Origin of the sequence: Streptomyces sp. NBC_01012, assembly GCF_045162755.1 — a bacterium.
GTDB lineage: Bacteria > Actinomycetota > Actinomycetes > Streptomycetales > Streptomycetaceae > Streptomyces.
Genome location: NZ_CP108688.1, coordinates 2,980,573 through 3,007,556, shown reverse-complemented (window position 1 = coordinate 3,007,556; position 26,984 = coordinate 2,980,573). Strand labels below are relative to the sequence as shown.

Genomic DNA, 26,984 nt, shown 5'->3' with positions numbered 1-26,984 from the left:
CGCTCTGCCAGGGCGGGTTGATCGCAGAGGGGACGCATGTCGGAGGCGGAGCAGGCGCGGGAGCCCCAAGGGGACAAGGACGGACGTCTCCTCGCGGGGCGTTACCGTCTCGGGGAGGTGCTCGGCCGGGGCGGCATGGGCACGGTCTGGCGTGCTGCCGACGAGACGTTGGGGCGCACGGTCGCGGTCAAGGAACTGCGGTTCCCGTCGTCCATCGACGAGGACGAGAAGCGACGTCTCATCACGCGAACCCTGCGTGAGGCGAAGGCGATCGCGAGGATCCGCAACACCAGCGCGGTGACGGTCTACGACGTGGTCGACGAGGACGACCGGCCGTGGATCGTCATGGAGCTCATCGAGGGCAAGTCCCTCGCCGAGGTGATCCGTGAGGACGGGACGCTGACGCCGAGGCGCGCGGCGGAGGTCGGCCTCGCCATCCTCGACGTGCTGCGCTCTGCGCACCGCGAGGGCATCCTGCACCGCGATGTGAAGCCGTCCAACGTGCTGATCTCGGAGGACGGCCGGGTCGTCCTGACCGACTTCGGGATCGCCCAGGTCGAGGGCGACCCCTCCGTCACCTCGACGGGCATGCTCGTCGGCGCCCCTTCCTACATCTCGCCCGAGCGGGCCCGTGGCCACAAGCCGGGGCCGCCCGCCGACCTGTGGTCGCTCGGCGGGCTGCTGTACGCGAGCGTCGAGGGCCGCCCGCCGTACGACAAGGGCTCGGCCATCGCCACGCTGACGGCGGTGATGACGGAACCCGTCGAACCCCCGGCGAACGCGGGCATGCTGGAGGAGGCCATCTACGGTCTGCTGGCCAGGGACCCCGACGAGCGGCTCGACGACGCGGGGGTGCGTGTCCTGCTCAACGCGGTGATCAACGCTCCGGAACAGCCCGTGGCGCCGCCCGCCGACTCCACCCAGATCATGGCGCTGCCCAAGATCGGTGACGGCACGGGCAGCAAGAGCGGTAGGAGCAGCCGGAGCGGCGGCAAGAAGGCAGCCGCTGCTGCCGGAGCCGCTGCTGCCGCCGCCGGAGCGGCTGCGGCGGGCTCGGGAAGACCGGACACCGGTGGTCCTGCCCCCGCGGGCCAGACCTCCGGTGCCGCCTCCTCCACCCCGACCACCCCGGTCGCCGCGCCCGGGACCACGGAGAGCACGGGTGACCGGCTGCGCGGTGCCCTGCGGTCCGTACGCAACGCGAAGTCCCCGTCGGCCGCCGCTGTTCCCCCGGTGCCACCGCAGGCGCCGGGCACCCCGGTTGCCACGGCGTCGGCCTCGGGGCCCGCCGGGGGATCCGGGCGTCAGGCCGTGACGCGGGCGTCCATCACCGATGTCGTGCCGCGCCGCACGCTGGCGGTCATCGCCGGTGTCGTCGTGCTCGCCGTCCTCGGTACGATCCTGGCGCTCGCCCTCGGCGACGACGACAAGGGCAACGAGGGCGGCGGCTCCAAGGACGGCACCGCCGCCTCGTCCGGTGCGACGGCCGGCGGCGACGCCAAGCCGACCGGCGGAGGCTCGGGCAAGGACGAGGACAGCGCCGATGACGGCGGCAAGGACGGTCAGGGCACGGGCGAGGCGTCGGACGACGCCTCCGCCTCGCCGGACACCGACAAGCCGACCCCGGACCCGGACGCGCTGCCCGACGGGTACAAGAAGGTCACCAACAAGCAGTTCCACTTCTCGATGGCGATGCCCGAGAACTTCAAGTTCGACGGCATAGCGGGACAGAACTCGGGTGCCATCTACAACGCCGACGGCGGCTTCCCCCGTGTCCAGGTCGACTACAACTCCTCCCCGAAGGACGACGCTGCCGCCGCCTGGGCCGGAGCGGTCGCGGCCACCAGGAGCCTCAGCAACGGCTACAAGCACATCCGGATAAAGAAGGTCGACTACAACGGCTACCCGACCGTCGCCGACTGGGAGTTCACCCGGAACCAGCAGGGCATGCGGGTCCGGGTCCTCAACCGTGGCTTCAAGGCCGACGCCACCCACGGCTACTCGATCATGATCAGCTGCAAGGCCGACGGATGGAACGACGACGAGTGCCGGACGCTGCGCGAGACGGCCTTCGCCACGTTCGAGCCGACCAGCTGACCGGTCGGGTTGCGGTGACCGGCCGCGCGGCTGCGGCTTGCCACGTATTGTGAGAGGCCGAGGACCGTACGCAGCCGGAATGATAGGTCAATTGCACAGCAAGTGACCGCGATTGACGGATTGATGCGGTCTCGGTGACCGGGGGACAGCGCGCTCTGGGGAGGCGTCGTGGACGACTATGCGGGTCGGGTACTTGCCGACCGCTACCGCCTTCCGCTGCCCCCGTCCGATGCCTTCGAACTGGTCGAGACGCGGGCCTTCGACACCTACAGCGGACAGGAAGTCCTGGTGCGGCAGGTGCCGTTACCCGAGGTCGTGGACGCGGAGGTGCTCGACGCCGACGGGCTGCCGTCGGCCAGGCGCGCCACCGGGCGTACGGTGCGGCGGTCCACGGATCCCGCGGTCCGGCGCGCGATCGAGGCCGCGCAGGCGGCGGCCCAGGTGCCCGACCATCCGCGCCTGGACCAGGTCTTCGACGTGTTCGCCGAGGCGGGATCGCTCTGGATAGTGAGCGAACTGGTCGCGGCCCGGCCGCTCGCCGCGCTCCTCGCGGAGCGGCCTCTCAACCCCTACCGGGCCGCCGAGATCGGCTCCGACGTGCTCACGGCGCTGCGGGTGCTGCACGCGCACGGCTGGACGCACCGCAACATCACGGTCCGCACGGTGCTGGTCTGCGACGACGGCCGCGTGGTGCTGACGGGGCTTGCGGCGGGCGCGGCCGAGGAGGCGCTGTGCGGCTATGTTCCGGCGCCACGTACGGATCCGGACGAGGAGAACGCCTACGGCCCGCCGGCCGTCGAATCGGGCCCCACCGGCCCGTACGAGCCCCCCGCGGTGGAGTCCGGCCCCTACGAGGCCCCCGCGCCTGACGAGCCGGACGCCGGCGGCCTGCCCGAGTCCGACGCCCCGCCCGCACCGGAGGCCCTGCCCGCCCCCAGGCCGTCCAGCGACGGAGTGCCGGCCCCCGGACCCCGTGCCGAGATCGAGGCGGCACCGCCGCACGCCTCGCCCCATGCCCCGCCGCACGCCCTGCCCGCCGCGGAGCCCGGCGCGGGCAGTGCCGCGCAGCTCCGCGCCGCCCGCGCCGGAGCCATCGCCGCCTATCGCGCGGGGGCCCGCGCCGCGGCGCGCGCCGGTGAGGACCGCAGGCGCGCGGAAGCCGAACACGACCGCGCCGACGCCCCCGGCCCCGAAGGGCCCACCGCACCCCCCGCCGTCCCTCCCGCTCCTGGACGGCCGCAGCTGAGCGGCGCCTGGGGCAGGGCCGCCGACGACCCGTACCCGTATGCGTACGACGACGATGACGACGACGTCGACGAGGACGACGACGAGGGCCCCGGGCCCACGCCCCCCGGCCGACGCGTCCACCTCGCCGGCACCTGGGACGACGGACCCGCCTCGGGCCGCCCCGTGCCCGCCGGCGGCTCCGGAGCGCAGGGTGGCTCCGGAAGGTCCGGTGGTTCCGGAGCGGCCGGCGGTTCCGGCGAGGACGCGCTGCGCGCCGACTCCCGGCGCCTCGGCACCGGCCCCGTGGAGCGCCAGGACCGGCTGCCGCAGCCGGCGGCCGCCCGTACCGCGCCCGCCGGGGGATGGGACGAGGTCGTCGCGGGAAGCGGCAGCACCCCCGCCTATCGCGGCCCGGCGACCCCCCTCGCCGCCGAACGCGCCCGGCAGGCCCGTATCGCCGTGGTCGGTGCCGTCACCGAGCGGTGGGCGCCCGAGCAGGCGGGGCCTGTCCACGACAACTGGCAGCTCGCCCCGCCCATCGGCCCCTCCACCGACCTGTGGGCGCTCGGCGCGCTGCTGTACCGCGCCGTGCAGGGCCACGCGCCCTATCCGGAGGAGAGCGCGGTCGAGCTCGTCCAGATGGTCTGCGGTGAGCCGCCGGCCTTCGCGGAGGAGTGCGGCGCGCTGCGGCCGGTCGTCGAGTCGCTGCTGCGTCAGGACCCCACGGAGCGGCCCGATGTCGAGGAGCTCAGCGGCTGGCTGCGTTCCCTCGTGCGCTCGGCCCCCGAGCCGGAGGCGGGCGCCGACATCGTCACGCTGCCGCCCGCCGACGCCACCCGCCTCCCGGTCGTACGCCGCCGGGGCGAGCTGGTGCGCCGCCGGAGGGGACGCGGTGGCGCGGCGCACGGCCGGCACCGTCAGGGAAAGGCGCAGCGCCGCGAGAAGCAGCAGCCGTACGAGCAGCAGCAGGTGCACGAGCCGCCGCCGTACGAGAAGCCGGCGCGCGCCCCGCGTGAGCCCAAGGGTCCCAAGGTGCTGCGTCAGCCGCCGCCGGGTGGCCGGGCGCCACGGCGGCTCGGCCGGCTGCTGCTGGTGCTGATCCTGCTGCTGATCGTGGCCGCCATCGCCTACGCCGTGCTGTTCATGCCCAGGTCGGGATCCGGTACGGAGTCGGGGGCCGCGCCCTCGGGCTCCGGCGCACCGGCCGACCCGGGTGACGGCGGCAGCCCGTCCGCCGGAGCGAGCGAGGCCGGCGGGTCGGCGGGTTCTTCGGGCTCCACCGGGTCGGAGAAGCCGCAGACCAGCCGCTCCGCCGTCGCCCTCGCCAAGGGCTACAAGCTGCGCAAGGACGCCGAGGGCTTCGAGATCGGTGTGCCGGATGACTGGCAGCGCAGCCCGGCAGGTTCGGACCGTCAGGTCCGCTACGGCAGCGACGGGTTCACGGTGCTCGTCGTGCCCGGCCGGGACACGGTCAAGGCCAACGGCAGCGACCCGCTGGACTACCAGCGCACCGCGGAACCCGAGTTGAAGCCCTTCCGGGATTCCAGCTGGGCCACCTCCACCGGTCTGCGCCGCGTCGACGTCGGGCGCCAGGCCATGGCGGAGGGGCAGTTCACCTGGCAGGAGAGCGGCGGCCGTCAGGTGTACGTCCGCAACCTCGTCATGATCGTGGACGGCAGGTACCACGTCATCCAGGTCATCGGCCCGGAGAACGAGCGCGACAAGGTCTCCGAGATCTACGAACAGGCGATGTCTTCCTACCGCGTGGACTCCTGACAGGGCGACAGCGGAAGGCGACAAGCATCACAGTGCGGTTTCGTGGGGGAGGGGAGGTTACGTCGTACGGCCTCCCCTCCGTAACCTGGCGTCCCAAGGATCGGGGCGAGGACACACGTGGAACACGCGCAGGGCACGAACTCGGGAATCGTACTGGCCGGACGGTACCAGCTGGGTGACGTCCTGGGCCGGGGCGGCATGGGCAAGGTATGGCGGGCCCAGGACGAGGTGCTTCACCGGACCGTCGCGGTCAAGGAGTTGACCGCCGGACTCTACGTGGCCGAGGCCGACCGTGCCGTGCTGCACGCGCGTACGCAGAAGGAGGCGCGTGCCGCTGCCCGGATCACGCACCCGGGAGTCGTCACCGTCCATGACGTCATCGAGTACGACAACCGCCCCTGGATCGTCATGCAGTACGTCGACGGGCCCTCCCTCGCCGACGCGACCAAGGACTCGGGCGAGGTCGTCCCGCGCGAGGCGGCCAGGATCGGGCTCCATGTGCTGGGCGCGCTGCGGGCCGCCCACGGTGCGGGTGTCCTGCACCGGGACGTGAAGCCGGGCAATGTCCTGCTCGCGCGGGACGGCCAGGTCCTGCTGACCGACTTCGGGATCGCCGCGATCGAGGGCGACTCCACCATCACCAGGACCGGTGAACTGGTGGGCTCCATCGACTATCTGGCACCCGAGCGGGTGCGCGGCGGCGATCCGGGCCCCGCGTCCGACCTGTGGTCGCTGGGCGCCACGCTCTACACGGCCGTCGAGGGCACCTCGCCCTTCCGCCGCACGTCCCCCATCTCCACCATGCAGGCCGTCGTCACTGAGGAGCCGCCCCCGCCGCTGCGCGGAGGCGCGCTGGCGCCCGTGATCACCGCGCTGCTGCGTAAGGACCCCGCGGACCGGCCGACGGCCGAGGAGGCGGAGCGGATGCTGCTGGACGCGATGGAGGGGCGTAAGCCCCGGGCCGCGCAGGCGCATGTGCCGACGCAGCGGGTCTCCGAGGACGACATGCGGGCCTTCTCCGCCCCGGACGGCTCCACCGCACACCTTCCCCAGCCCCTGCCCGAGCCGTCGGCGCCCCCGCACACCACGGTGCCTCCGCACAGCACGGCGTCCACCCCCGTGCGGCGCGCCCGGCGCCCGTGGCGGACCGCGCTGCTGGTCGTCCTGGCGGCCGCCCTGATCGGCGGGGTGGCGGGCCTGGCCGCGATGAAGATGAAGGACGACTCGGCGGGGGCGAAGGGGCGGAGCACGGCGGGCCCCACCCCCACCCGTTCGGTGGATGATCCGGCGGGCAAGGAGGAGGAAGGGCAGGGCACGAAGACGGTCCCCGAGGGCTGGAAGAAGGTCACCGACCCCGAGGGCTTCAGCCTCGTCGTGCCCGACGGCTGGGAGCGGCAGCTCAACGAGGGCCAGATCGACTACACCCCGGACGGCGGAGCGCACCGCATCCGGATCAGCCTCGATCCGCAGCCCGACTACGCGAACTCGTACGCGCACATGCAGGGCATCGAGAAGGACCTGTCCGTGCGGTTGCCCGACTACGAGCGGCTGACTCTGGAGGAGAACATCTTCCGCGACCGCCCGGGCTCTCTCTGGGAGTTCACCTGGGTCGAGTCCAAGGACTTCCCGGGACCGCGCCACGGCATCGACCAGATGTACTTCGCCGAGCCGGGCGGCCCTGAGTACGCGTTCTTCATAACGGGTCCCGAGGACGACTGGGAAGAGACCGAGAAGCTGTTCGAGACGGTGCTGCGCGGCTGGGAGCCGCCGGAGCAGACGGACTGAGGCCGAGGAATCGCCCCTGATCAGCGGTTATGCCGCCAGTGATCACTGGCTGTATGGCGGGGTGTGGCGTGGAGTCTCTGGCAGGGTCTGTGAAAACCTGTTACCCACGGGTACCCAAAGTGGGCGGGCCGACATACTCTCGCCCTCATGACGGACTCGCAGGCCTCCACGCCCACCTCCGCCGCCTCCGGCACGCGCGTCGGCACCAATCCGGTGGCCGCCGCCCCGGCCGGCGCGCGCACCGCCGCCGATGTGGTCACACCCGAGGTGATCGCCCGGCTGACGCGTGATGTCGCCGGCTCCGGCCGCACGGCCAACCACAGCCCCTTCACGGGGGAGAAGCTGGCGGATCTGCCCGAGTCCACTCCCGAGGACGTCGCAGCCGCCTTCGACCGCGCCCGTGCCGCCCAGCCCGCCTGGGCCGCTACCCCTGTCCGGGCCAGGGCCGCCGTGCTGCTCCGCTTCCACGACCTGGTCCTGCGGCGCCAGTCCGAGGTCCTCGATTTGATCCAGCTGGAGACGGGCAAGGCCAGGCTGCACGCCCACGAGGAGGTGCAGGCCGTCACCGTCGCGGCCAGGCACTACGGGCGCAGGGCGGCCTCGTACCTCAAGCCGAAGCGGCACACCGGGGTCGTCCCGACCCTCACCAAGGTCACCGAGCTGCGCCAGCCGCGCGGGGTCATCGGCCAGATCGCCCCCTGGAACTACCCGCTCGAACTCTCCGTCGGCGACGCGCTCCCCGCCTTCGTCTCCGGCAACGCCGTCGTGATGAAGCCCGACACGGAGACCGCGCTGACCGCCCTGTGGGCCCGTGACCTCCTCATCGAGGCCGGACTGCCCGCCGAGGTGTTCCAGGTCGTCATCGGCGAGGGCCCCGTCGTCGGCCCCGAGGTCGTCAGCCGCGCGGACTACGTCTCCTTCACCGGCTCCACCAGGACAGGCCGCGAGGTCGCCCAAGGAGCCGCCGCCCGGCTCGTCGGCGTATCCCTCGAACTCGGCGGCAAGAACGCCATGCTCGTCCTCGACGACGCCGACGTGGAGAAGGCGGCGGCGGGCGCCGTCCGCGCCTGCTTCTCCTCCGCGGGGCAGCTCTGCATCTCCATCGAGCGGCTGTACGTCCACGCGTCGGTGGCCGACGCGTTCGTGGAGCGCTTCGCCGCCCGCACGAAGGCCATGCGGCTCGGCAACTCCCTCGCGTACGGCGCCGACATGGGGTCGCTCGTCGGCGAGCGGCAGCTGGAGACCGTCAGCAGGCATGTGGCCGAAGCCGTCGAGAAGGGCGCCACGCTCGTCGCCGGCGGCGTCGCCCGCCCCGACATCGGCCCGCTGTTCTACGAGCCGACGATCCTCGACGGCGTCGAGGCGCCGATGGCCGTCTGCGGCGAGGAGACCTTCGGACCGGTCGTCTCCATCTACCGCTTCGGCGACGACGACGAGGCCGTGGCCCTCGCCAACGCCACCCCCTACGGCCTCAACTCCAGTGTCTGGACGAAGAACGCCGGGCGCGGCCACCGCGTCGCCGCGCGGCTGCGGACCGGCACCGTCAACATCAACGAGGGATACGCACCCGCGTACGGCAGCGTCCAGTCACCCATGGGCGGCATGAAGGACTCCGGCCTCGGCCGACGGCACGGCTCCGAGGGCATCCTGAAGTTCACCGAGGCCCAGACGGTCGCCCAGCAGCGGCTGATCCCCCTCGCGCCGGCCTTCGGGATGGACGACGAGAAGTACGCAGCCTTCATGAACCGCAGCCTCAAGGCGATGAAGGCCTTCCGGCTGCGCTGACCCCGCCCCCCTACCTGCCCTTCCACCTGCCCTTTTCGTACCGAGGAGAGCCATGTCCCAGGACAGCCCTGCCCAGAAACAGGCCGCCCTGTCCGCTCAGGCGGACGACGACACGCACGACGACGCGTACGACTACGACGTCCTCGTCGTCGGCTCGGGCTTCGGTGGCGCGGTCTCGGCCCTGCGGCTCAGCGAGAAGGGGTACCGGGTCGGTGTCCTGGAGGCGGGCCGCCGCTTCACCCGCGCGACGCTGCCCAAGAACTCCTGGGACATCAAGAACTACCTGTGGGCCCCCGCGCTCGGCCTGTTCGGCATCCAGCGGGTGCATCTGCTGGGCAAGGTGATGGTGCTGGCGGGCGCGGGCGTCGGCGGCGGCTCACTCAACTACGCGAACACCCTGTACGTGCCGCCCGCCCCCTTCTTCGAGGACCGCCAGTGGGCGGACATCACCGACTGGAAGGACGAGCTGGCGCCGTACTACGACCAGGCGAAGCGGATGCTCGGGGTGCGGCTCAACCCGACCGAGACCCCCGCGGACGTCCATCTCAAGTCCGTGGCCGAGGCCATGGGAGTCGGCGACACCTTCCACCTCGCCCCGGTCGGTGTGTTCTTCGGCGACGGCCGGGACGCCGACGGCACGGCGCACACGAAGCCCGGAGTCGAGACCCCCGACCCCTACTTCGGCGGCGCGGGCCCCGCCCGCAAGGCCTGCTCCCAGTGCGGGGAGTGCATGACGGGCTGCCGGCACGGCGCGAAGAACACGCTCAACGAGAACTACCTGTACCTGGCGGAGAAGGCCGGTGCCGTCATCCACCCGATGACGTCCGTCGTCGCGGTCACGGACGGCCGGGACGGCGGCTACGACGTGTCGACCGTGCCCACGCACCGGCGCCGTAAGGCCGCACCGTCCGTGCTCCGGGCCCGGAAGGTGGTCATCGCGGCCGGCACCTACGGCACCCAGACCCTGCTGCACACGATGAAGGACGAAGGGCTGCTGCCCCGGCTCTCGTCCCGCCTCGGCGAGCTGACCCGCACCAACTCCGAGGGACTCGTGGGGGCGCAGACCAGCGACCGCCGCTACCGCAAGAAGCACGGCACCGCCAAGGCCGACTTCACCCGGGGCGTCGCCATCACCTCGTCGATCCACCCGGACGAGAACACCCACATCGAGCCGGTGCGCTACGGCAAGGGCTCCAACGCGATGGGCGCGATGACCATCCTCCAGGTGCCCTACAGCACCCACCGGGTGCTCAGCTGGTTCGGCAACGTGGCCAAGCATCCGCTGCTCCTGGTGCGCTCGCTGTCCAACCGGCGCTGGTCGGAGCGGACCATCATCGGGCTCGTCATGCAGTCGCTGGACAACTCGCTGACCGCGTACCGCAAGCCCGGCGGCGTCGGCAAGGGCCTGCTCACCGCCCGGCAGGGCCACGGCTCGCCCAATCCGACGCAGATAGCCGAGGCCACACAGGGCGCCTCACTGCTGGCCGAGGAGATCAACGGCTTCCCCGGGTCGAACATCGGGGAGCTGATGGGCACCCCGCTCACCGCGCACTTCCTTGGCGGCTGCCCGATCGGGGCGAGTCCGGAGGAGGGCGTCATCGACCCGTACCACCGGCTGTACGGACACCCGGGCATCTCCGTGGTCGACGGCGCCGCGGTCTCCGCCAACCTGGGCGTCAACCCGTCGCTGACCATCACGGCGCAGGCGGAGCGCGCGATGTCCTTCTGGCCCAACAAGGGGGAGGCGGACCCGCGCCCCGCGCAGGACGCGGCGTACGAGCGGCTCGCGGCGGTCGAGCCGAAGGCGCCCGCGGTGCCGGAGGAGGCGTTCGGGGCGCTGAAGCTGCCGTTCCTCGGGATGCCGGCGGTGCCGCCGAGGACGGCGTCGTCGGACACCTGAGCCCGGTCCCGGCGCCCCGTGACCATCCGTTCACGCAGGTGTCCGGTCCGTAGGCGGCCGGTCCCGGGCGTCCCCGGAACCAGCCGCTCTCGGGTGACCGGTCCGCTGTCCCCTGCCGACCGGTCACACGCGCCGGGCCGTGGTCCCACGACGTACCTGCGGTACGCCACACGTCCCGGCGGAGCCACGCGTGGATCCCAACCGATGCCGCCCCTGGCTGGCACGGACAACAGGACCAACGAAGCCGTGCGGGGCGCGGTCACGCGCCGTACGGGTGAGACCGTGCCCGAACGCGGGTGCGGCCGTACAGCCCTCCCGGCCGGAAGCGCACCGTCCCGCCCGCCCACGGTCCGTACGCGCGCTGTCCCGCCGCCCCCACGGGTCACACCCGGCCGCGGCACAGCTCCAGCAGCGTCATGGCGAGCGCCGTGCCCGGCTTACCCAGCGCGTCGCTGTAGTGGTTGAGGACGTCCATCTCCCGGGAGAGATTCACCCGGCGGCCCCCGGACGTGATCCTGGCCTCCTGGATCACCGCCGACACGGCCATCCGTTCCTGGACGAGGCCGATGATCCGGTCGTCCAGCGCGTCGATGCGCGTCCTGGCGCCCCCGATCAGGGACGCGGCCTCGTCGGTGTGCGCGCCGGTCAGCTCGGCGGCGGTCTTCGTGGGTGTGGTGCTGGTCATCTGTGACTCCTGGTGGGCCGAAGGCCCCCGGAGCGACGGGTCCGGAACGCCAGAACGCCCCGGGCCTGTCGGCCCGGGGCGCCTTGGAGAAGTTGCTTGTCAGTTGCTCAAGCAGCACGACCATGGCAGCCGGCGGGCCGGGTGCCATAGGTAAAGACGAAGGTCGTGTGCTGACGCATGGGACAAGTATGGACCCGCCCACCGGCGGGGGTCCACGCAGGGCCCGGATGGTGAGACGGGAGCCCGGCGGGGCGCTGCTCCACGGCCGGTAGAATTGGGAGGACCGACCCCCTCTCCACCGCCGGAAGGCCGCCCCGTGCCAGCAGCACCCCCCGCCGCCCCCGACACCACGACCGACGTCGTCCTGGTTGTCGACTTCGGCGCGCAGTACGCCCAGCTCATCGCCCGACGCGTCCGTGAGGCCCGGGTCTACAGCGAGATCGTCCCGTCCACGATGCCGGTGGCCGAGATGCTGGCCAAGAACCCCCGGGCGATCATCCTCTCCGGCGGACCTTCCTCGGTGTACGCGGAGGGCGCGCCCAGCCTCGACCGTGCGCTGTTCGAGGCCGGCGTCCCGGTCTTCGGCATGTGCTACGGCTTCCAGCTCATGGCCACCACCCTCGGCGGTACGGTCGACGACAACGGCGCCCGTGAGTACGGCCGCACCTCGCTCGCCGTGTCGAAGTCCGGCTCCACCCTCTTCGAGGGCACCCCCTCCGAGCAGCCGGTCTGGATGTCGCACGGCGACGCCTGCTCCGCCGCCCCCGAGGGCTTCACCGTGACCGCGTCCACGGACGTCGTCCCGGTCGCCGCCTTCGAGAACGACGAGAAGAAGCTCTACGGCGTCCAGTACCACCCGGAGGTCCTGCACTCGACCTACGGCCAGCAGGTCCTGGAGCACTTCCTCTACCGGGGCGCGGGCATCGAGCCGACCTGGACGACCACCAATGTCGTCGAGGAGCAGGTCGCCCTGATCCGCGAGCAGGTCGGCGACAAGCGCGCCATCTGCGGCCTCTCCGGCGGCGTGGACTCCGCGGTCGCCGCCGCCCTCGTGCAGAAGGCCATCGGCTCCCAGCTCACCTGCGTGTACGTCGACCACGGTCTGATGCGCAAGGGCGAGACGGAGCAGGTCGAGAAGGACTTCGTCGCCGCGACCGGCGCGAAACTGAAGGTCGTCGACGCGGAGAAGCGCTTCCTCGACGCCCTGGCCGGTGTGTCCGACCCGGAGCAGAAGCGGAAGATCATCGGCCGCGAGTTCATCCGCGTCTTCGAGCAGGCCCAGCTGGAGATCCTCCAGGAGGAAGGCCCCGAGGTCGCCTTCCTCGTCCAGGGCACCCTCTACCCGGACGTCGTCGAGTCCGGCGGCGGCACCGGCACCGCCAACATCAAGTCCCACCACAACGTGGGCGGGCTCCCCGACGACATCGAGTTCCAGCTCGTCGAGCCGCTGCGCCAGCTGTTCAAGGACGAGGTCCGGATGGTCGGCCAGGAGCTCGGCCTGCCGGACGAGATCGTCCAGCGCCAGCCCTTCCCCGGCCCCGGCCTCGGGATCCGTATCGTCGGCGACGTCAGCAAGGAGCGGCTCGACCTGCTGCGGGAGGCCGACGCCATCGCCCGCGAGGAGCTGACGGCGGCCGGCCTGGACCGTGACATCTGGCAGTGCCCCGTGGTCCTGCTGGCGGATGTCCGCAGCGTCGGCGTCCAGGGCGACGGCCGCACCTACGGCCACCCGATCGTGCTGCGTCCGGTCTCCTCCGAGGACGCCATGACGGCCGACTGGTCGCGCCTGCCGTACGAGACGCTGGCGAAGATCTCCACCCGCATCACCAACGAGGTCGCCGACGTCAACCGCGTGGTGCTCGACGTGACGAGCAAGCCGCCGGGGACGATCGAGTGGGAGTGATCCCCGCTCTCTGAGGTCAACGCCGATGCCGTCGCTCATTCGTTTGGGCGGCGGCATCGGCGTATCGGGTGGGTACGCTGGGTGGACAGACGAGACTTCGGCGTATGGGAGCAATCATGAGCGCCGCACCCGAGCCCAGGCTTGAGCCGCAGCAGCCGTACCGGTGGCCCGTCCCGCCGGAGGGCGGCTGGACGGCGGACGACCTCGACCGACTTCCGGGCCTCCCGCCCCACACCGAGCTGATCGACGGGAGTCTCGTCTTCATGAGTCCGCAGACCGCCTTTCATGGGCGTGCCATGCGTTTGTTCGAAAATGCGCTCTTGGACCAGGCGCCGGCGCACCTGGACGTGTTGCGAGAGATGACGATCAAGTTGGACGAGAGGAACAGGGCAGAGCCCGACGTGCTGGTGTTCCCCGTCGAGGCGAACACCAGCTACCGCCAGACCTGGTTCCGGCCGGAGGATATCGTGCTCGCCGTCGAGGTGGTCTCGGAAGAATCAGTGGAGCGCGATCGCGACGTCAAGCCCCGGAAGTATGCCGCCGCCGGAGTACGGCACTTCTGGCGGGTGGAGGCGGACGACGAAGGGCTGCCGATCGTGTACGTCTACGAACTCGACCCCGCGTTGGAGGTCTATGTTCCCACCGGCATCCACCGTGACAAGCTCACCCTGACGGTTCCGTTCCCGCTGGACATCGATCTGACAGCCATCAACCGGCGCCGCTAATCCACTGGCACGATTCCGGCGCCCGTGCCAGGGTGCCTCGAATGTCCGCCGAAGAAGTCCGCGCCCTCATGTCCGCCCCCGGCAACCACCGCCTCACCTGGAACACCCCGCTGTCCGAGGAGCACGCCGCCCAGCTGATCGCGGCCTGCGCCCCTGTCCCGGGGGCCCGGATCGCCGACTTCGGCAGTGGCTGGGGTGAGCTGCTGATGCGTCTGGTCGAGGCCGCGCCCGGCGCCACAGGCGACGGCATCGAGACCGACCCGGACGCCGTCGCGCGCGGGCTGCGCCTGGCCGAGGAGCGAGGCCTCACCGACCGGGTGCGGTTCCACGAGGTGCCCGCCGCCGACTACCGGGGCGACCCGGACGGGGACGGCTACGACCTCGCCGTCTCCATCGGCGCCGCGCACGCCTGGCCCGGCGGCACCTCCGATGCGCTCAAGGCCCTGCGGGCCGCCGTACGCCCCGGCGGCCGGGTGCTGTTCGGCGACGGGTTCTGGGAGCGGGAGCCCTCGCCCGCCGCGCTGGAGGGTCTCGGCGCGGAGCCGGACGACTTCGGCTCGCTCCTGGGCCTGATCCGGCAGGCGGAGGCGGCCGGGCTGCGGGTGCTCCAGGCGACCGTCGCCGATCAGCGTGAGTGGGACCTCTTCGAGTCCACCGCCAACATCGGGCGCGGCGAGCGCTGGGCGCTGGCCAACCCCGGGCACCCGCTGCACGCCGAGGTGACCGAGGCCGTCGACGCCCGCCGCACGGGGTACTACGGGGGATACCGCGGAACGCTCGGCCTTGCCTACCTCGTACTCAGCGCCTGAGAATCGCACATTTCTACGACACCCGCCCCAGGCCCGCCCCGATGCGGGACGAGACCGCTCCGTACGGCACAATTCGCTGTAATCACAGGCGAGTTGGTTCTACCAGGGCGGGAAAGGGCGGCGTTCTCCGTGGCGTTGGACGAGGCGAGGGCGCACAGTGCGCACGGCGGTGGCTGTACGTGCGGCGACTGCCCGCACGGAGCACGCGAAGGTCACCGGCGGGCCGTGGCGGCCTTCCTCACCAAGCGGGATGAACTCGCCGCAGGTCAGGGCCTGCCCGGCGGAGTCGCCCAGTCGGTGTCCGCGTCGCGGCAGTGGGTTTCGGACGAGCTGACCGAGTCGGCCCGGGCGGTCGCCGACCGCAGCCGTGAGGCCGGTGACGCCTGGCTCCACGCCCTGTGGCGGCGCACCCTTGCCGTGGTCTGGGGCGGTGTCGCCCTGCTGGTCATCGGTGAGGCCGTCACCGCGATCGGCGCCGGCTGGTCCACCGCCCGCACCGCGGGTCTGCTCGCCGCGCTCGTCACCGCCGGCCTGCTGACCGGCGCCGCCCGCGTGCACCGGGGCCGCGGCGGCCTCCTGGCCCCGCTGATCGGCGAGGACAACCGGCTCTCCACCTCGCGTACGGTCGCCGCCTCCTGGGTGCTGCTCGCGGTCTTCGCCGTACTCGTCCTCGCGCTGCAACTGGCCGGGGCATCCGCCCACGCGGACCGGGACGCGCTGATCGAGGGTCTGGACCTGGTCCGCTCGGCCGGTGTGCTGGCCGTCCTCGCGCTGGTGTGCGCCGTCGCCGTCGTCGTACGCCGCGTGGTGACCGTACGCGTGCTGGGGCAGCGGCTGCAGAAGCTGCGGGCCGACCGGCCGCGAGCCTCCGATCTGCTGACCGACGACTCGGGGCGCGGCAGCTTCACGGACGTGCAGTACGTGCTGGTCAGCACCGTCGCCGTGCTGTTCGCCGTGGTCCGCCTGGCGCGCCGCCCCGAGCAACTGCCGGATCTGCCGTGGGGCCTGGCGGTCCTGGTGGCCGTCTCGGCGGCGACGTACTTCGCGGGCAAGTACGCGGAGGGCGGCCGGCCGGTCATCCTGTCGGTCGTCCGCTCCAGGGAGGCCGGCGACCTCGACGCCCCGATCCGTACGGGCGACGACATCGAGATCCGTGGCGCCGGATTCGTGCCTCCGGGCTCGGGGACCCCCGACCGGCTGGCGCGGGTGGTCGTCAGGATCGGGCCGGTGCATGTGCATGTGCCGCTGATCCCGGTCACCGGAGGTTTCGCCAACCCCGCGGACACCGTGCTCACCGTTCCGGTGCCCGTCGAGGTCGAACCCGGCGCCGTGGAGGTACAGGTCGTCACGGCGGCGGGAGTGGAGACCAACTCCTGCCGTATCGATGTCACGGACTGAGTTGCACGACCGAGTTGCACGACTGAGCCGCACGGCTGAGTCGCACTCCTGGTGATCCGGGCCCCACCGGCGTACGTATGGTCTGTTGAAAGGCCAACGGAAAGAGGGGCAGTGATGCAGGGCTACAGGGGCGGTTCCGGTTCCTACGGGCTGGGCGAGCCGAGAAGTCTCCGGGACCAGGCGGGGCAGTACGCGCTCCTTCCTCTGCGGATCTTCCTCGGTGTCACCTTCGTCTACGCGGGCCTCGACAAGCTGACCGACAGCGCGTTCCTGTCGGCGAGCGGGGCCGGTTCGATCGGCGAGATGATGCACGCCGTACGCGACAGCGCGGCGATCCCGGCCCTCGTCGACCTGGCCCTGAAGAGCCCTGAGGGTTTCGGCTACGCCATCGCGATCGGCGAACTCCTCGTCGGCCTGGGGACCTTGGCCGGGCTCCGGGCACGGGTGGCGGCGCTCGGCGGGGTGCTGATCTCGCTGAGCCTGTGGTTGACCGTGAGCTGGCAGAGCACGCCGTACTACTACGGCAACGACCTCCCGTACCTGTTCTGCTGGGTGCCTCTGCTGCTCGCGGGCGCGCCCTACTGGTCACTGGACGCGCTGTTCGGGCGCCGCCGCCGTGGATGGGGCCGTTAGCGGGTGCCGCCGCGTACCGCTGTCGCGGCCAGGGTGGTGTAGCTCATCGTGAAGCCGCCGCCCAGCGCGTCGATGGCGGCCCCGACCGTGTCCAGGATCTCCGCCAGCTGATCGGGGCGCAGCCGGGTGAGTCCGCCGGTGCTGGGCAGCAGGTCGAGCCACTCGTCGCGGGTGTAGGGCCGCTCCCAGTCGAACTGCCACTGCTCGGGCTCCTCGAACTGCCGGGTCTCGCGGATCGCGTCGGCGAACCGCTCGTACCCGGACCGGTAGAGATCCAGCGGGCGCCGGGCCGGTCGGCCGCTGAGCGGGGAGTCGGGCGCCGCCCGCAGGTACGCGGCGGCGAACGGCTCGGCCACCTCGGCGGGCGGCTCGTACACATGACCGAAGATCGCCAGCCGTCCCCCTGGGCGCAGCACCTGTGCCGCCTTCGCGGCGCCGGTGGCCGGATCCACCCAGTGCCATGACTGGGCGGCGATGACCGTGTCGAAGGTACGGCCGGCGGGCTGCCAGTCCTCGAACGCCGCCACTTCGACCGCCAGGCCGCGGGCCCGCGCGAAGCCGGCCATCCGCGCGTCGGGCTCCACGCCGAGCACGGTGCGGCCGGCGGCCTGGAACTGGCGGGCCGCGATGCCGGTGCCGGTGCCGATGTCGAGCACCTCGGGTCCCGGGCTCCCGGCGATGATCCGGGCCACCAGTGCGTCGGGATAGCCGGGCCTGGCCCGGTCGTAGCGTGGTGCGTCCACGCCGAACGACTCGGCCGTCCGCCGGGCCTCGTGCGGCTGCGAAGGGGGTGGCTCCGGCTGTTCCCGAGGTAGTGTGGGCATGCGCCCACCTTAGTGGGCACGTGCCCACTGGGCAATGGATACCGATGCGGAGAGGATCTGCGGATGCCCACCGGGGTGCACCTGCGCGACGCACGGCAGCAGCTGTTCGACGCCGCCGAACGCGTGCTTCTGCGGGACGGCCCCAACGGGCTGACCAGCCGGGCCGTGACAGATGAGGCGGGCTGCGCCAAAGGCGTCCTGCACCGGCACTTCGCCGACTTCGACGCCTTCCTCGCCGACCTCGTGCTCGACCGGGCCGCCCAACTGGAGCGCCAGGCAGGCGCGCTGCGCGAGTCCGTGGGCACCGGCACGGTGGCCGACAACCTCACCCATGCGCTGACCGCCCTGTTCGGGCCGGTCCCGGTGGCGATCATCCCGCTCATCACCTTCCGGGACGAGCTGCGTGCACGGCTGCGGCAGGCCAGGCCCGGGGGCGGCATCACGATCCTCGCCGAGGCCACGACCGCGATCTCCGCCTATCTGGCCGAGGAGCGCGCACTGGGCCGCATCACGGCCGATGCCGACATCGACTCCCTCACGCTCTCCTTGGTCGGTGGCGGGCATCTCGCGTTCGCGGACCGGGAGCGCGAGGGCGGCCGCGAACGGGACCGCGAGGGCGACCGCGATCCCGGTCCGCCGACCACGGAAGTCGTCGGCAAGCTCGTGACGGCGGTCATCGCAGGCGTATGTGTTGTCGGGCCCGTCGATTGTGAGTAATTGGTATCAGTACGCCGCTGGAGGGTGTGCCTCACACGCGAGTTGTTAACGTGAACGGAGCGCCGGAGGCCACCAGGCCTGCCGGCGTACGGGGAAGGGGCAAGGCGCATGGCATGGGACGAATGGGAACAGATCAAGAGCGAAGTCGCGGAACGTAACTCCGCGCGCATGCAGCTCAACGAGGCCGCCGCACCCGGTGGCGGTGGCGGCTCCAACGGTGACCTCGTCGTGCACGACGACGAGTTGGGGAAGCTGGGCAACACGGCGTACGAGCTGCGTCAGCAGTTCAGCACGGACAGCGACTTCGCCCGCGCCAGTACGTTCACCGCGTCGATCGACCTCTTCAACGACGGTCTCGACATGGGTGCCGCGCTGACCGAACTGCACGATGCGTGGAACAGCCAGACCAGCACCCTGAAGGAGGCCTGCGCGCACATCTCGAACCACTTCGACTTCACGCGCGCACAGCACTCCAAGGACAACGTCCATATCGACACCTCGCTCTCCGCGGTGCAGATCGACGAGTACATCAAATAGCTCACACGCACTGATCACTACCGACAGCTACGGGGCTGGGCAGCGTTGTGGCAGCAGAAGCGATGACGGCGCAGGAACTCACCGACCCGCGTCTGGGGACCTTGGACACCGCGGTGTCCGACTGGTCGACCATGCACACGAAGCTCAGCACCCTGGCCACGGGCGGTGGTGGCGGCACGAGCGCCAAGGCCCTCGAGACACAGGCGAACGCGGCGGACTGGAAGGGCGAGAACGCCACGGTCTCCAAGCAGTTCGTCACCAAGATCGCAGCCGAGTTCCAGGACGTCGCCGGTCAGGCGAAGAGCGTGCACGGAATCCTGCGGGACGCGAGCGCCGACTTCAAGAAGCACAAGGAAGCGCTTCAGACCGTCATCGACGACGTCGCCAAGCGCAACATCCTCATCAACGGCAGCGGCAGCGCGATCGTCTCCGTCCCCTCGGGCGCGGCGGCGGGCGACGGTGACATCCACACGCCGACCGACGAGGAACTCGCCGTGGCGGAGCGCCGGGTGAAGAAGGTGCTCTGGGAGGCGAGCGAGACCGACCGGATCGCCGCACGCGCCCTGCGCGCACTCGCGAAGAACAAGCACGACTTCACCGGCGACGGCCCCGGCGGGCTCAAGGAGGCCGACGACCGCCAGGGCAAGGCGGACGCCGACTACTGGGCGAAGAAGGCCCAGGAGACCAACCCCGGCGAGTGGACCGACGAGGAGATCGCCCGGTTCAACGAGACGCTCAAGAACCAGCGGGACAACCCGGGCTTCAGCGAGCGGTTCGCGACCACGCTCGGCGGCGAGGGAACCCTCCAGTTCTGGCGGGACATGGCTGCCCCGCCCGGTGGCGCGGTCGACGGCGACCGGGCCAAGACCCTCGCCGAGGTCCAGGACAACCTGAGCATGACGCTGGCCACCGCGACCCAGAGCGACAGCCCGCAGATGGACACCTGGAAGCGGGAGGTGATCGCGGCCGGCGACAAGCCGTTCCCGATCCAGGGGCTGCCGATGGGCCCCAACGGCTACCAGGTCATGAGCAGCCTGATGGGCAAGGGCAAGTTCGACGACGAGTTCCTGAACGACTACGGCGAGAGTCTGCCGAAGTACGAGCGGGAGTTCCCCGGGGACCCGGGCGTCGCCTGGCGCGACACGGCCAACCTCAACTACCCGCCCACGGACGAGCCCAACGACCCGTTCGCCGGCTTCATGGAGGGCCTCGGACACAACCCCGAGGCGTCGCTGGAGTTCTTCAACGACTCCACGACGGCGGACGGCAAGGAGATGGACAACTGGGACTACCTGGTGGCTCAGGGCGACGACGCCCGCGAATGGCCACGGGGCGAGGACGACAAGGCGCTCGGCCACGACGCCCTGGGGCACGCCCTCGAATCGGCCACCATCGGTGTGCCGTACGACTCGGACGCGACACCGCCGAAGCACTCGGCCGAGAGCGCGGCACTCGTCAACCGGATCGTCGAGGAGTACGGCAAGAACCAGGACCCGGAGCCAGGCCAGGAACCGGCGCCAGGCCAGGACGAGGACAAGCTCAAGCGCCTCGACGGCTCCCCATTGAGTGACAGCTTGGGGAACATCACCGCTGAGTACATGCGCGACGTGCAGGACGGGATGAACTCGGGCCGTCCCATCGACACGTACGGCAGTAACGCCAACTTGGGGACCGGAGGCCTGTCAGCAGGGGCCCTCAAGGATTTCCTCGCGCAAGTGGGTAAGGATCCCGACGCCTATGGAGCGATCATCAACTCCCAGCAGGCGGTCACCACCGAGCTCATCAACGGTGTCTACCAGGACAAGGCGATTTTCGACGAGCTCTCGCCAGAAATCTCGAACCGCGTCCTCCCTGGCTCCGAGATTACGGGGATCATGGCGGAGTCCCGTACCCAGGCTGTCTACGACGACGAAATCGCCTCCGACGCGGCATTCAACGAGGGCCTGTCGACCGCGGACAAATGGGCGGACCGTGCCATCGACATGGGGTTGTCCAAGCTGCCGGTCGCGGGGGACGCCGCGGGGATCGTCATCGAGGACATCAAGGAGGCGGTGGTGGACCACTACACCCGAGACTCCAGCGTCGAGGCAGGCCAGGAGCGCAGCGACTTCCTGGAGGACCAGAGGGCCAAGTCCGCGGACGCCGTGTACGACGCCACCTACCAGGCAGCCATCGCGGCCGGTGTCGACCAGGAGAACGCCAGTAGTCAGGCCGATACCGCAGCCCGCCATGTCAAGGAGGGCTACGGCTTGGGGCGTCAACGAGCAGGGAGCTGAGAAGGACCGTGCGGGACGATGCGACGGTGATGCCGTCGGGCAGTAGTAAGCGGAAGAAGATCGTCTTCACCGCTCTCGGGATTCTTGTGGTCGCTGGGGTGGGCGTGGCTCTGCTCTTGCCGGACCAGAAGCCGACGCTTTCCATACCCGACACGGTGTGCGCGGAGGCAGTGCCCAGCGCCCACGTCAAGGCCCTCTTGCCGGAGAAGGGTGAGGCCTTCGAGGAGGAGCGGGCCATCAATTTCATGGCTGACGCGAAGGGTCCGGGGACGTGTGACCTGTCCGGCGGGGGAAGAATTCTCGAAATCAAGTACGGCACGATCCAGGACCCCGAATACGACCGGGAATGGGTGCAGCGCAATGCGTCGAAGCCCGACAACACCCCGCTCTCGCTGGGACCGGCCGGCGGATACTTGGGCAGCTACGGGGCCGAAGTGTTCGTCGACTGTCCCTATGCGAAGGGGCGCAAGGACCTTCTGAGGGTCTCGGTCGGTATCGGAGGCGTCCCCAAGATCAAGGACGATGCGATGAAGGCGGATGTCTCCGGACTGGCGGCTGATGTCGCCCGCGCGGTCGCCCGCGACGTGGTCGGTTGCGAGGGCGCCGCCGACCTGCCCGACAGCGCGCCGAAGATCGGCTGAGGGCGAGCGGTGCGCAAGCGACTGGTCGCCCAGGTGAGTGTCGGCGCGGTTGTCCTGATCGGACTCGGTGCCTGGGCCTTGTGGCCGGGGGAACCAGTGGTCACGGTCCCGGACCGCGTATGCGCCGACGCGCTTCCCGGGGACCCGGTGAGAGATCTGCTGCCCGAACGCGGAGAGGCTTACGCGGAGGATTACCTGTGGGGCTCCTACTCCGCCACTTCCGTGTCCGTGACCTGGAAGTGCAGCCTGAGTGCCGGCGGGCGGTCCCTCCACTTCGAGAAGTTCCTCATCCTGAGCGAAGACGACTACAGCGCCGACGACGTCTCCAGGGACGCTGCCAAGTCCGGCAACACGCCTCTGTCCTGGGGAACCGAGAAGGGCTTCATCGAGGGGGACACCGTCTCCCTCTACGTCCGATGCAAGGGCAGCAGGGGTGGCCCCATCCTGCTGGAGACGCACACCAGCGTAGGCGGGGGCGACGAGGACCACCTCAAGGACCTGGGCGCCCAGGAAGAGGTCACGGCCCTCGCGGCGGACTTCACCCGCTTCATGACCGCCCGGGTGGAGTACTGCACGGCGGTGGAGCTGCCCGATGATGCCCCGACGGTCGGCTGAGTACGCGCGAAAGCTCCACCCCCGGGCGGGCAGCTGTCCATCGGTCAACCGCGTCGCCACCCGTCCGTGGGAACAACCTCCCTGGCCAGGAACCAGTTGGAAGGGTATTCACCTGGGTGCGGCCCAGGTCACGGGGATGGGGTGCGCGTGGCGTGGGACGAATGGGAACAGCTGAAGCAGGCCGCGGGCCGACAGAGTTCGACGCCGACTCAGCTCGATCAACATCAGGCAGGTGAGGGGCCGGGCCCCACCCCGGCCGGGGGCGGAACCGGCGGCCTCAAGTCCAGTCGGCAGGCCTGGAACAGGGCCGGCGAGGGCGTCGGCAGCCTGCGCGAGGGAATCGGCAAGGCCCTGAACCGGCTGGAGGACGGGCAGCACGGGCTCGCCGGCGAAACGGGGTGCCTGGCGGCAGGGGCCCAGAAGGACGTGTACGAATCCTGGGCCCGTTACGTCAAGGCGGTCAACGGGCGCTGTGGCCGCGTGAAGAAGGTGCTCGAGAAGGCCGGGCGTGATCTCCTCACGACCGAGGACGCCATCACGTCTTCCTTCGACGCCATCGACATCGCGTACGCCGACACCCCCGCCATCGGCGGCCGGAACCCGGGGCGGTGACGGACCCGGCATGGATCTCACCACGCTCAGGGCGCTGAAGCCTTCCGAGTTCACGCAAGCGGCTGACGGCTACCGCGCGACCAGCGACATGGCCGGTACCGCCAAGGACCACGTGGAAAACGTCGTCGCGGCCGGCATACGGAAGTCGTTGGACGGGCTGGCCCTCGACTCCGCGATCAAGGAACTGAGCCTCCTCTCGGCCAACTTCCACTACACGCAGATCGAATGCGGCCTGGTCAGTACGGCGCTCAACGGCCTCGCCCACGACATGGGCGTGGCCCGCAACAAGCTCCTGTCCGCGCTCGACGACGCCGCGGCGTTGAAGGTCACGGTGAACGCCGACGGCAGCGTCACCTACCCCGAGGGCCCGCCGAAGGACGCCACCGGGCCACCGGCCAAGGGCGGCACGGTCGGCGGGACCACCGACCCCACGGCGCAGGCCATCGGCCGCCAGTCCGCCGGCTTCGACGCCAACCCGCACCACGCGGAGGCACTCGGCATCGCGGACCGGATCACCGCCGCCCTCAAGGAGGCGACGGAGGCCGACACGAAGTGGGCACCCAAGATCCGGGCACTGACAGCGGACGACGATCTCACGGTGTCCAACCAGGACATGAAGGACGCCCAGTCGGACATGCGCGGTGTGCTGGACGCGGGACAGGCCTACCTCGACTCCATCGGCGGGCCACCGAAGGACGCCACCCCTCAGCAGAACGCGGAGTGGTGGAACGGACTCACGCCGCAGGAGCAGGAGGCGTACCTCGCCACCCGCCCCGACCTCGTCGGAAGCCTGGACGGCCTGCCCGCCGACGCGCGGGACGAGGCCAACCGGACCGTGCTCGCGGAGAAGAAGGCCGAGTACGAGATCCGGCTCGGCCCGATCCCCGGACCGCCCGCGGACGAGTGGACATGGATCAACGCGGGGGGACATGTGTCCAAGGTCCACACGGACGCCTGGATGGAGTGGGACAAGAAGTACGGCGACGAGTACCGCCACCTCACCTCCTCGCTCAACGGCATGGAAGCCATCGAGACCCGCTTTGCGGACACCGGGAAGGAGGGCCTGCCCGAGGCGTACCTGCTCGGCTTCAGCCCGGAAGGGACAGGCCGCGCGGTCATCGCGAACGGCAACCCCGACACGGCCCAGCACCAGGCAGTGTTCGTACCGGGTACGACGGCGAACCTCGGAAGCATCGGAGGCGACATCAACCGGATGAACGAGCTGTGGCGCCAGACGAACCATGGTTCTCCCAACGCTTCCGTGTCCACTGTCACCTGGCTCGGCTACGACGCCCCGCAGGACATCGTCAAGGACTCGCCCTTCGAGCATTACGCCTACGACGGGGCGCCTGCCTACCGGCAGTTCATGGACGGACTCGACGCCTCACACAACGGCCAGGGCGAGCCGCACCGGACGGCCATCGGGCACTCGTACGGGACGACTCTCATCGGGGCTGCGGCAGAGACCGGTGATCTCCATGCCGATGACGTGATCCTTGCCGGAAGCCCTGGGGTCAAGGTCGGTTCGGCCGAAGAGATGGATGTTCCCAAGGGGCATGTGTGGAACGAGGAGGCGGAGGGGGACGCCGTTCCTGAGATCGGTCGCTGGGGTCACGGCGGCAGTCAGTGGAGAGTCGGCGGCGGCACTTTTCTCCTTCCCAGCGACGAGCAATTCGGTGCGAACCAGATGAACACGCAAGCCGAGGGAAGCGGGCCGGACGCCACCACTGGATCAAAAGGGCACAGCGAATATTGGAACCGGGGCACTACCGCGTTGAAGAACCAAGCGCTGGTCGTGGTCGGCGAATACGGAAATGTCACCGCCCCTCAGTAGTCGACTCCACCTGCAGGATAGGACTCTCATGCTCTGCGTACCACGGATCGCCGCTCGGAAAAGGCGCCGGGGCGGCTTCTCCACGACTCTCGTAGCCGGAATTCTCCTCAGTGGATGTGGAATGGCTGACAACGACACCACCGATCCCTCCAGCACCGACGGCGGAGCGGTGAAGGAAACGGCCGCGGGGCCTCCCTATGCAGGGATCGCCACCACCAGCGAGGTGGTCGCCGCGGTGAAGAACGTCTCCAGCCAGATTCATGACTTCGCGGGCGTACCGGGCAAAGCGTCCGAACCGGGGCCGGGGGTGTCGGACTGCCAGGGAAGGGATCCGGAAAGGTACTACCAGGTCTACCACCCGTGGAATTTCAGTCCGAGGGTCGGCACCGACAACGAGATCGCTATGGCGAATTTCAAGAAGAGGCTGACCGGCGGTGGGTGGGTCCTCAAGGACTCCTACATCGACAACAGCCCGAACAAGAACCTCAACCTCGTCGCGGACAACGACTCCAAGAAGGTGAGCGTCTGGATTGTCGAGTACAGCAGGAACACTGTCCCGAGCATCGGTATCAACGTCAGGTCCGCCTGCTACCAGGTCCCCGAAGGCCAAACCGTCGACCACTACTGATCAGCCCGCACGCACCCCGGAACCCCCACGCAACGCCTCCGCCGTCGCCCTCCGGGCGTTCCGCCGTCGCCGTACCCCGTAGCTCACCCACGTCACCGTGGCCGCCAGCCACAGGCCGCCGAAGAACACGGGGAGGAAGAACGTCCACGGCGCGTTCCACACCCCCGCCGCGTCCGCCGCGTAGCCGGCCGCCAGGGTCAGTGCGACGAGGCCGGCCACCGCGCGGCCCGGGCGGATCTCATGACGCAGCACGGGTGACCTCCAGTTGTCCGATGGCGATTTCCAGGTCCAGTTCCACGGTGCCGGCCGGCTTGCTGCCCTCGGGCGGTTCGATGGTCCGGTGTGCGCGTCGGTCGGGGGCGATGTCCACGTCCTGCCGCGCGTCGGACGGGAACTGGATGTCGCCGAGGCGCGCCTCGGCGTCCACCTTGATCGTCACCCCCGCCGGTACGACGACGACCGCGCGGCCCGCCCCGAGTTCGACGCGGGTCCGCAGTGTCTGGCCCTTCGGGACGGTGATCCCGGAGAGGTCGAGCTTCGCGTCCCCGGTGCCCAGCTCGTACGTCGGCTGGACCCTGGCCACCGACGCGGGACGCCACTCCTTGCGGACCCAGTCCGTGGTGATGTTGTCCGGGAGGGCGGACGCCCCCGCCAGCAGCCCCGCCGTGATCACGGCCAGCATGATCGTGCCGAAGCCCGTCCTGCCGAGGACGGAGGCGAACAGCAGCCCGAGGCCGAATACGCCGAGCGCCGCGGCGAACCCGATCTGCAGGCTCGTACCCAGCGGATGGTTGTCCCAGGTCATCCCCGTGCCGAGGCTGCCCGCGGCCAGGGCGAGCAGGAAGACGAGGCCGCCGATCGGCCTGGGGCCCCGGGTGCCCGGCGTGCGGTCGGTCGGGTGGTGCGGAGCGTCCGGTGTCGCCCGGCCCCCGTCGGTGCCGGCCGCCTCGAACGCCGCGTTCGCCGGGCCCCAGAGATAGCCGGTCCCCGGGAGTCCTGTCGTACCGTCCTTGACGATCGGGTCCCGCCACCAGGACGGGCTGCCCGGTGTGGGCGGTGCCTTCACCTCGGGCGGCGCCCCGTGGCCGGGAGGGTTCGCGGCCGTTCCAGGGGTGTGCGCGGTCGTGCCCGGCCTGTCCTCCGGTGGGGCCGTCCGACGGTGCTGGGTCCAGACCGAGAAGCCGATCACGGCCAGCGACAGCATCGCGGCGAAGGCGAGCATGCCGCCGTTGTGCAGCATCGACAGCAGCAGCCCGCACCCCACCAGGGCCAGCAGCAGCGCGACCAGCGAGGCGCCCTCGACCCGGCCGGACAGCAGGCGGCGCGCCTCGTTCTCGTCCTCACCTTCCAGCGGCAGCAGCAGCCACGCGAAGCCGTAGAAGATCAGGCCGATGCCGCCCGTCGCCGCGAGGACCCCGAGCACGATCCGGAAGATCACCGGGTCCACGTCGCAGTACCGCCCGAGCCCGCCGCACACTCCGGCGACCACTTTCTGCCGCGGGCTGCGCTGAAGCCGCGGTGTCGGCTCGGGGGGCGGGGTGACGCCGGGGGAGGCGTCCTGGGGAACGGTCATGGGT

Annotated in this window: 22 protein-coding genes; 18 read left to right on the top strand and 4 right to left on the bottom strand. The window is 70.7% G+C overall.

The annotated features are described in order from the left end of the window. Positions 1-36 precede the first annotated feature (36 nt). From OG623_RS13235 to OG623_RS13215, 5 genes are all read left to right on the top strand, one after another. On the top strand, positions 37-2,097 hold the full coding sequence (locus OG623_RS13235) for a protein kinase domain-containing protein (protein WP_406146553.1): 2,061 nt from the start codon (positions 37-39) through the stop codon (positions 2,095-2,097). Between the two features lie 168 nt (positions 2,098-2,265). Then, the gene (locus tag OG623_RS13230; RefSeq protein WP_406146551.1) at positions 2,266-5,100 is read left to right on the top strand and encodes a protein kinase; all 2,835 of its coding nucleotides are present in this window, start codon (positions 2,266-2,268) and stop codon (positions 5,098-5,100) included. Positions 5,101-5,217: 117 nt separating this feature from the next. After that, on the top strand, positions 5,218-6,885 hold the full coding sequence (locus tag OG623_RS13225) for a protein kinase domain-containing protein (protein WP_406146549.1): 1,668 nt from the start codon (positions 5,218-5,220) through the stop codon (positions 6,883-6,885). Between the two features lie 147 nt (positions 6,886-7,032). After that, on the top strand, positions 7,033-8,670 hold the full coding sequence (locus OG623_RS13220; protein WP_406146548.1) for a succinic semialdehyde dehydrogenase: 1,638 nt from the start codon (positions 7,033-7,035) through the stop codon (positions 8,668-8,670). Positions 8,671-8,722: 52 nt separating this feature from the next. Beyond that, positions 8,723-10,570: a GMC oxidoreductase gene (locus tag OG623_RS13215; RefSeq protein WP_406146547.1), complete on the top strand. Its 1,848-nt coding sequence runs from the start codon at positions 8,723-8,725 to the stop codon at positions 10,568-10,570. Positions 10,571-10,952: 382 nt separating this feature from the next. Here the strand turns inward: OG623_RS13215 and OG623_RS13210 are convergent, their stop codons facing one another. Then, positions 10,953-11,255: a chorismate mutase gene (locus tag OG623_RS13210; RefSeq protein WP_406146546.1), complete on the bottom strand. Its 303-nt coding sequence runs from the start codon at positions 11,253-11,255 to the stop codon at positions 10,953-10,955. Positions 11,256-11,571: 316 nt separating this feature from the next. Between OG623_RS13210 and guaA the strand changes: the two genes are divergently transcribed. The 5 genes from guaA (at position 11,572) to OG623_RS13185 (ending at position 16,723) form a co-directional block, all read left to right on the top strand. Beyond that, on the top strand, positions 11,572-13,158 hold the full coding sequence (gene guaA / locus OG623_RS13205) for a glutamine-hydrolyzing GMP synthase (protein WP_406146544.1): 1,587 nt from the start codon (positions 11,572-11,574) through the stop codon (positions 13,156-13,158). 116 nt (positions 13,159-13,274) lie between these two features. Then, a complete protein-coding gene (locus OG623_RS13200; RefSeq protein ID WP_406146542.1) occupies positions 13,275-13,883 on the top strand; it encodes a Uma2 family endonuclease in 609 nt (202 codons plus the stop codon). Positions 13,884-13,924: 41 nt separating this feature from the next. After that, positions 13,925-14,692, top strand: a complete 768-nt coding sequence (locus OG623_RS13195; protein WP_406146540.1) for an SAM-dependent methyltransferase — start codon at positions 13,925-13,927, stop codon at positions 14,690-14,692. 129 nt (positions 14,693-14,821) lie between these two features. Next, on the top strand, positions 14,822-16,090 hold the full coding sequence (locus OG623_RS13190) for a hypothetical protein (RefSeq protein ID WP_406146538.1): 1,269 nt from the start codon (positions 14,822-14,824) through the stop codon (positions 16,088-16,090). Between the two features lie 114 nt (positions 16,091-16,204). Continuing rightward, a complete protein-coding gene (locus tag OG623_RS13185) occupies positions 16,205-16,723 on the top strand; it encodes a DoxX family protein (RefSeq protein WP_406146537.1) in 519 nt (172 codons plus the stop codon). On the opposite strand, the gene OG623_RS13180 is transcribed toward OG623_RS13185, so the two are convergent. After that, positions 16,720-17,547, bottom strand: a complete 828-nt coding sequence (locus OG623_RS13180) for a class I SAM-dependent methyltransferase (protein WP_406146535.1) — start codon at positions 17,545-17,547, stop codon at positions 16,720-16,722. The genes OG623_RS13185 and OG623_RS13180 overlap by 4 nt on opposite strands. 63 nt (positions 17,548-17,610) lie before the next feature. Here OG623_RS13180 and OG623_RS13175 point away from each other — a divergent pair, with 63 nt between their 5' ends. The 8 genes from OG623_RS13175 (at position 17,611) to OG623_RS13140 (ending at position 25,407) form a co-directional block, all read left to right on the top strand. Next, the gene (locus tag OG623_RS13175; protein ID WP_406146533.1) at positions 17,611-18,264 is read left to right on the top strand and encodes a TetR/AcrR family transcriptional regulator; all 654 of its coding nucleotides are present in this window, start codon (positions 17,611-17,613) and stop codon (positions 18,262-18,264) included. Between the two features lie 108 nt (positions 18,265-18,372). Then, positions 18,373-18,801 (top strand): hypothetical protein, encoded by a 429-nt coding sequence (locus tag OG623_RS13170; protein ID WP_406146531.1) that lies wholly within the window; start codon positions 18,373-18,375, stop codon positions 18,799-18,801. 62 nt (positions 18,802-18,863) lie between these two features. Continuing rightward, positions 18,864-21,077 (top strand): hypothetical protein, encoded by a 2,214-nt coding sequence (locus OG623_RS13165; protein ID WP_406146530.1) that lies wholly within the window; start codon positions 18,864-18,866, stop codon positions 21,075-21,077. A gap of 8 nt (positions 21,078-21,085) precedes the next feature. After that, entirely contained in the window at positions 21,086-21,718 is a 633-nt protein-coding gene (locus OG623_RS13160) for a hypothetical protein (RefSeq protein ID WP_406146528.1), read from the top strand. A 9-nt stretch (positions 21,719-21,727) separates the two neighbouring features. Continuing rightward, positions 21,728-22,333: a hypothetical protein gene (locus OG623_RS13155; protein ID WP_406146527.1), complete on the top strand. Its 606-nt coding sequence runs from the start codon at positions 21,728-21,730 to the stop codon at positions 22,331-22,333. A gap of 147 nt (positions 22,334-22,480) precedes the next feature. Then, complete coding sequence (locus tag OG623_RS13150; protein ID WP_406146525.1) at positions 22,481-22,945, top strand: hypothetical protein; 465 nt, start codon at positions 22,481-22,483, stop codon at positions 22,943-22,945. A 10-nt stretch (positions 22,946-22,955) separates the two neighbouring features. Then, a complete protein-coding gene (locus tag OG623_RS13145) occupies positions 22,956-24,779 on the top strand; it encodes an alpha/beta hydrolase (RefSeq protein WP_406146524.1) in 1,824 nt (607 codons plus the stop codon). A gap of 121 nt (positions 24,780-24,900) precedes the next feature. Then, positions 24,901-25,407 (top strand): hypothetical protein, encoded by a 507-nt coding sequence (locus OG623_RS13140; protein ID WP_406146523.1) that lies wholly within the window; start codon positions 24,901-24,903, stop codon positions 25,405-25,407. Here the strand turns inward: OG623_RS13140 and OG623_RS13135 are convergent, their stop codons facing one another. Continuing rightward, entirely contained in the window at positions 25,408-25,659 is a 252-nt protein-coding gene (locus OG623_RS13135) for a hypothetical protein (RefSeq protein WP_406146522.1), read from the bottom strand. It lies immediately after the preceding gene. Beyond that, on the bottom strand, positions 25,646-26,980 hold the full coding sequence (locus tag OG623_RS13130; protein ID WP_406146521.1) for a PspC domain-containing protein: 1,335 nt from the start codon (positions 26,978-26,980) through the stop codon (positions 25,646-25,648). Before OG623_RS13130 ends, OG623_RS13135 begins: the two co-directional genes overlap by 14 nt. Between the last annotated feature and the right edge of the window lie 4 nt (positions 26,981-26,984).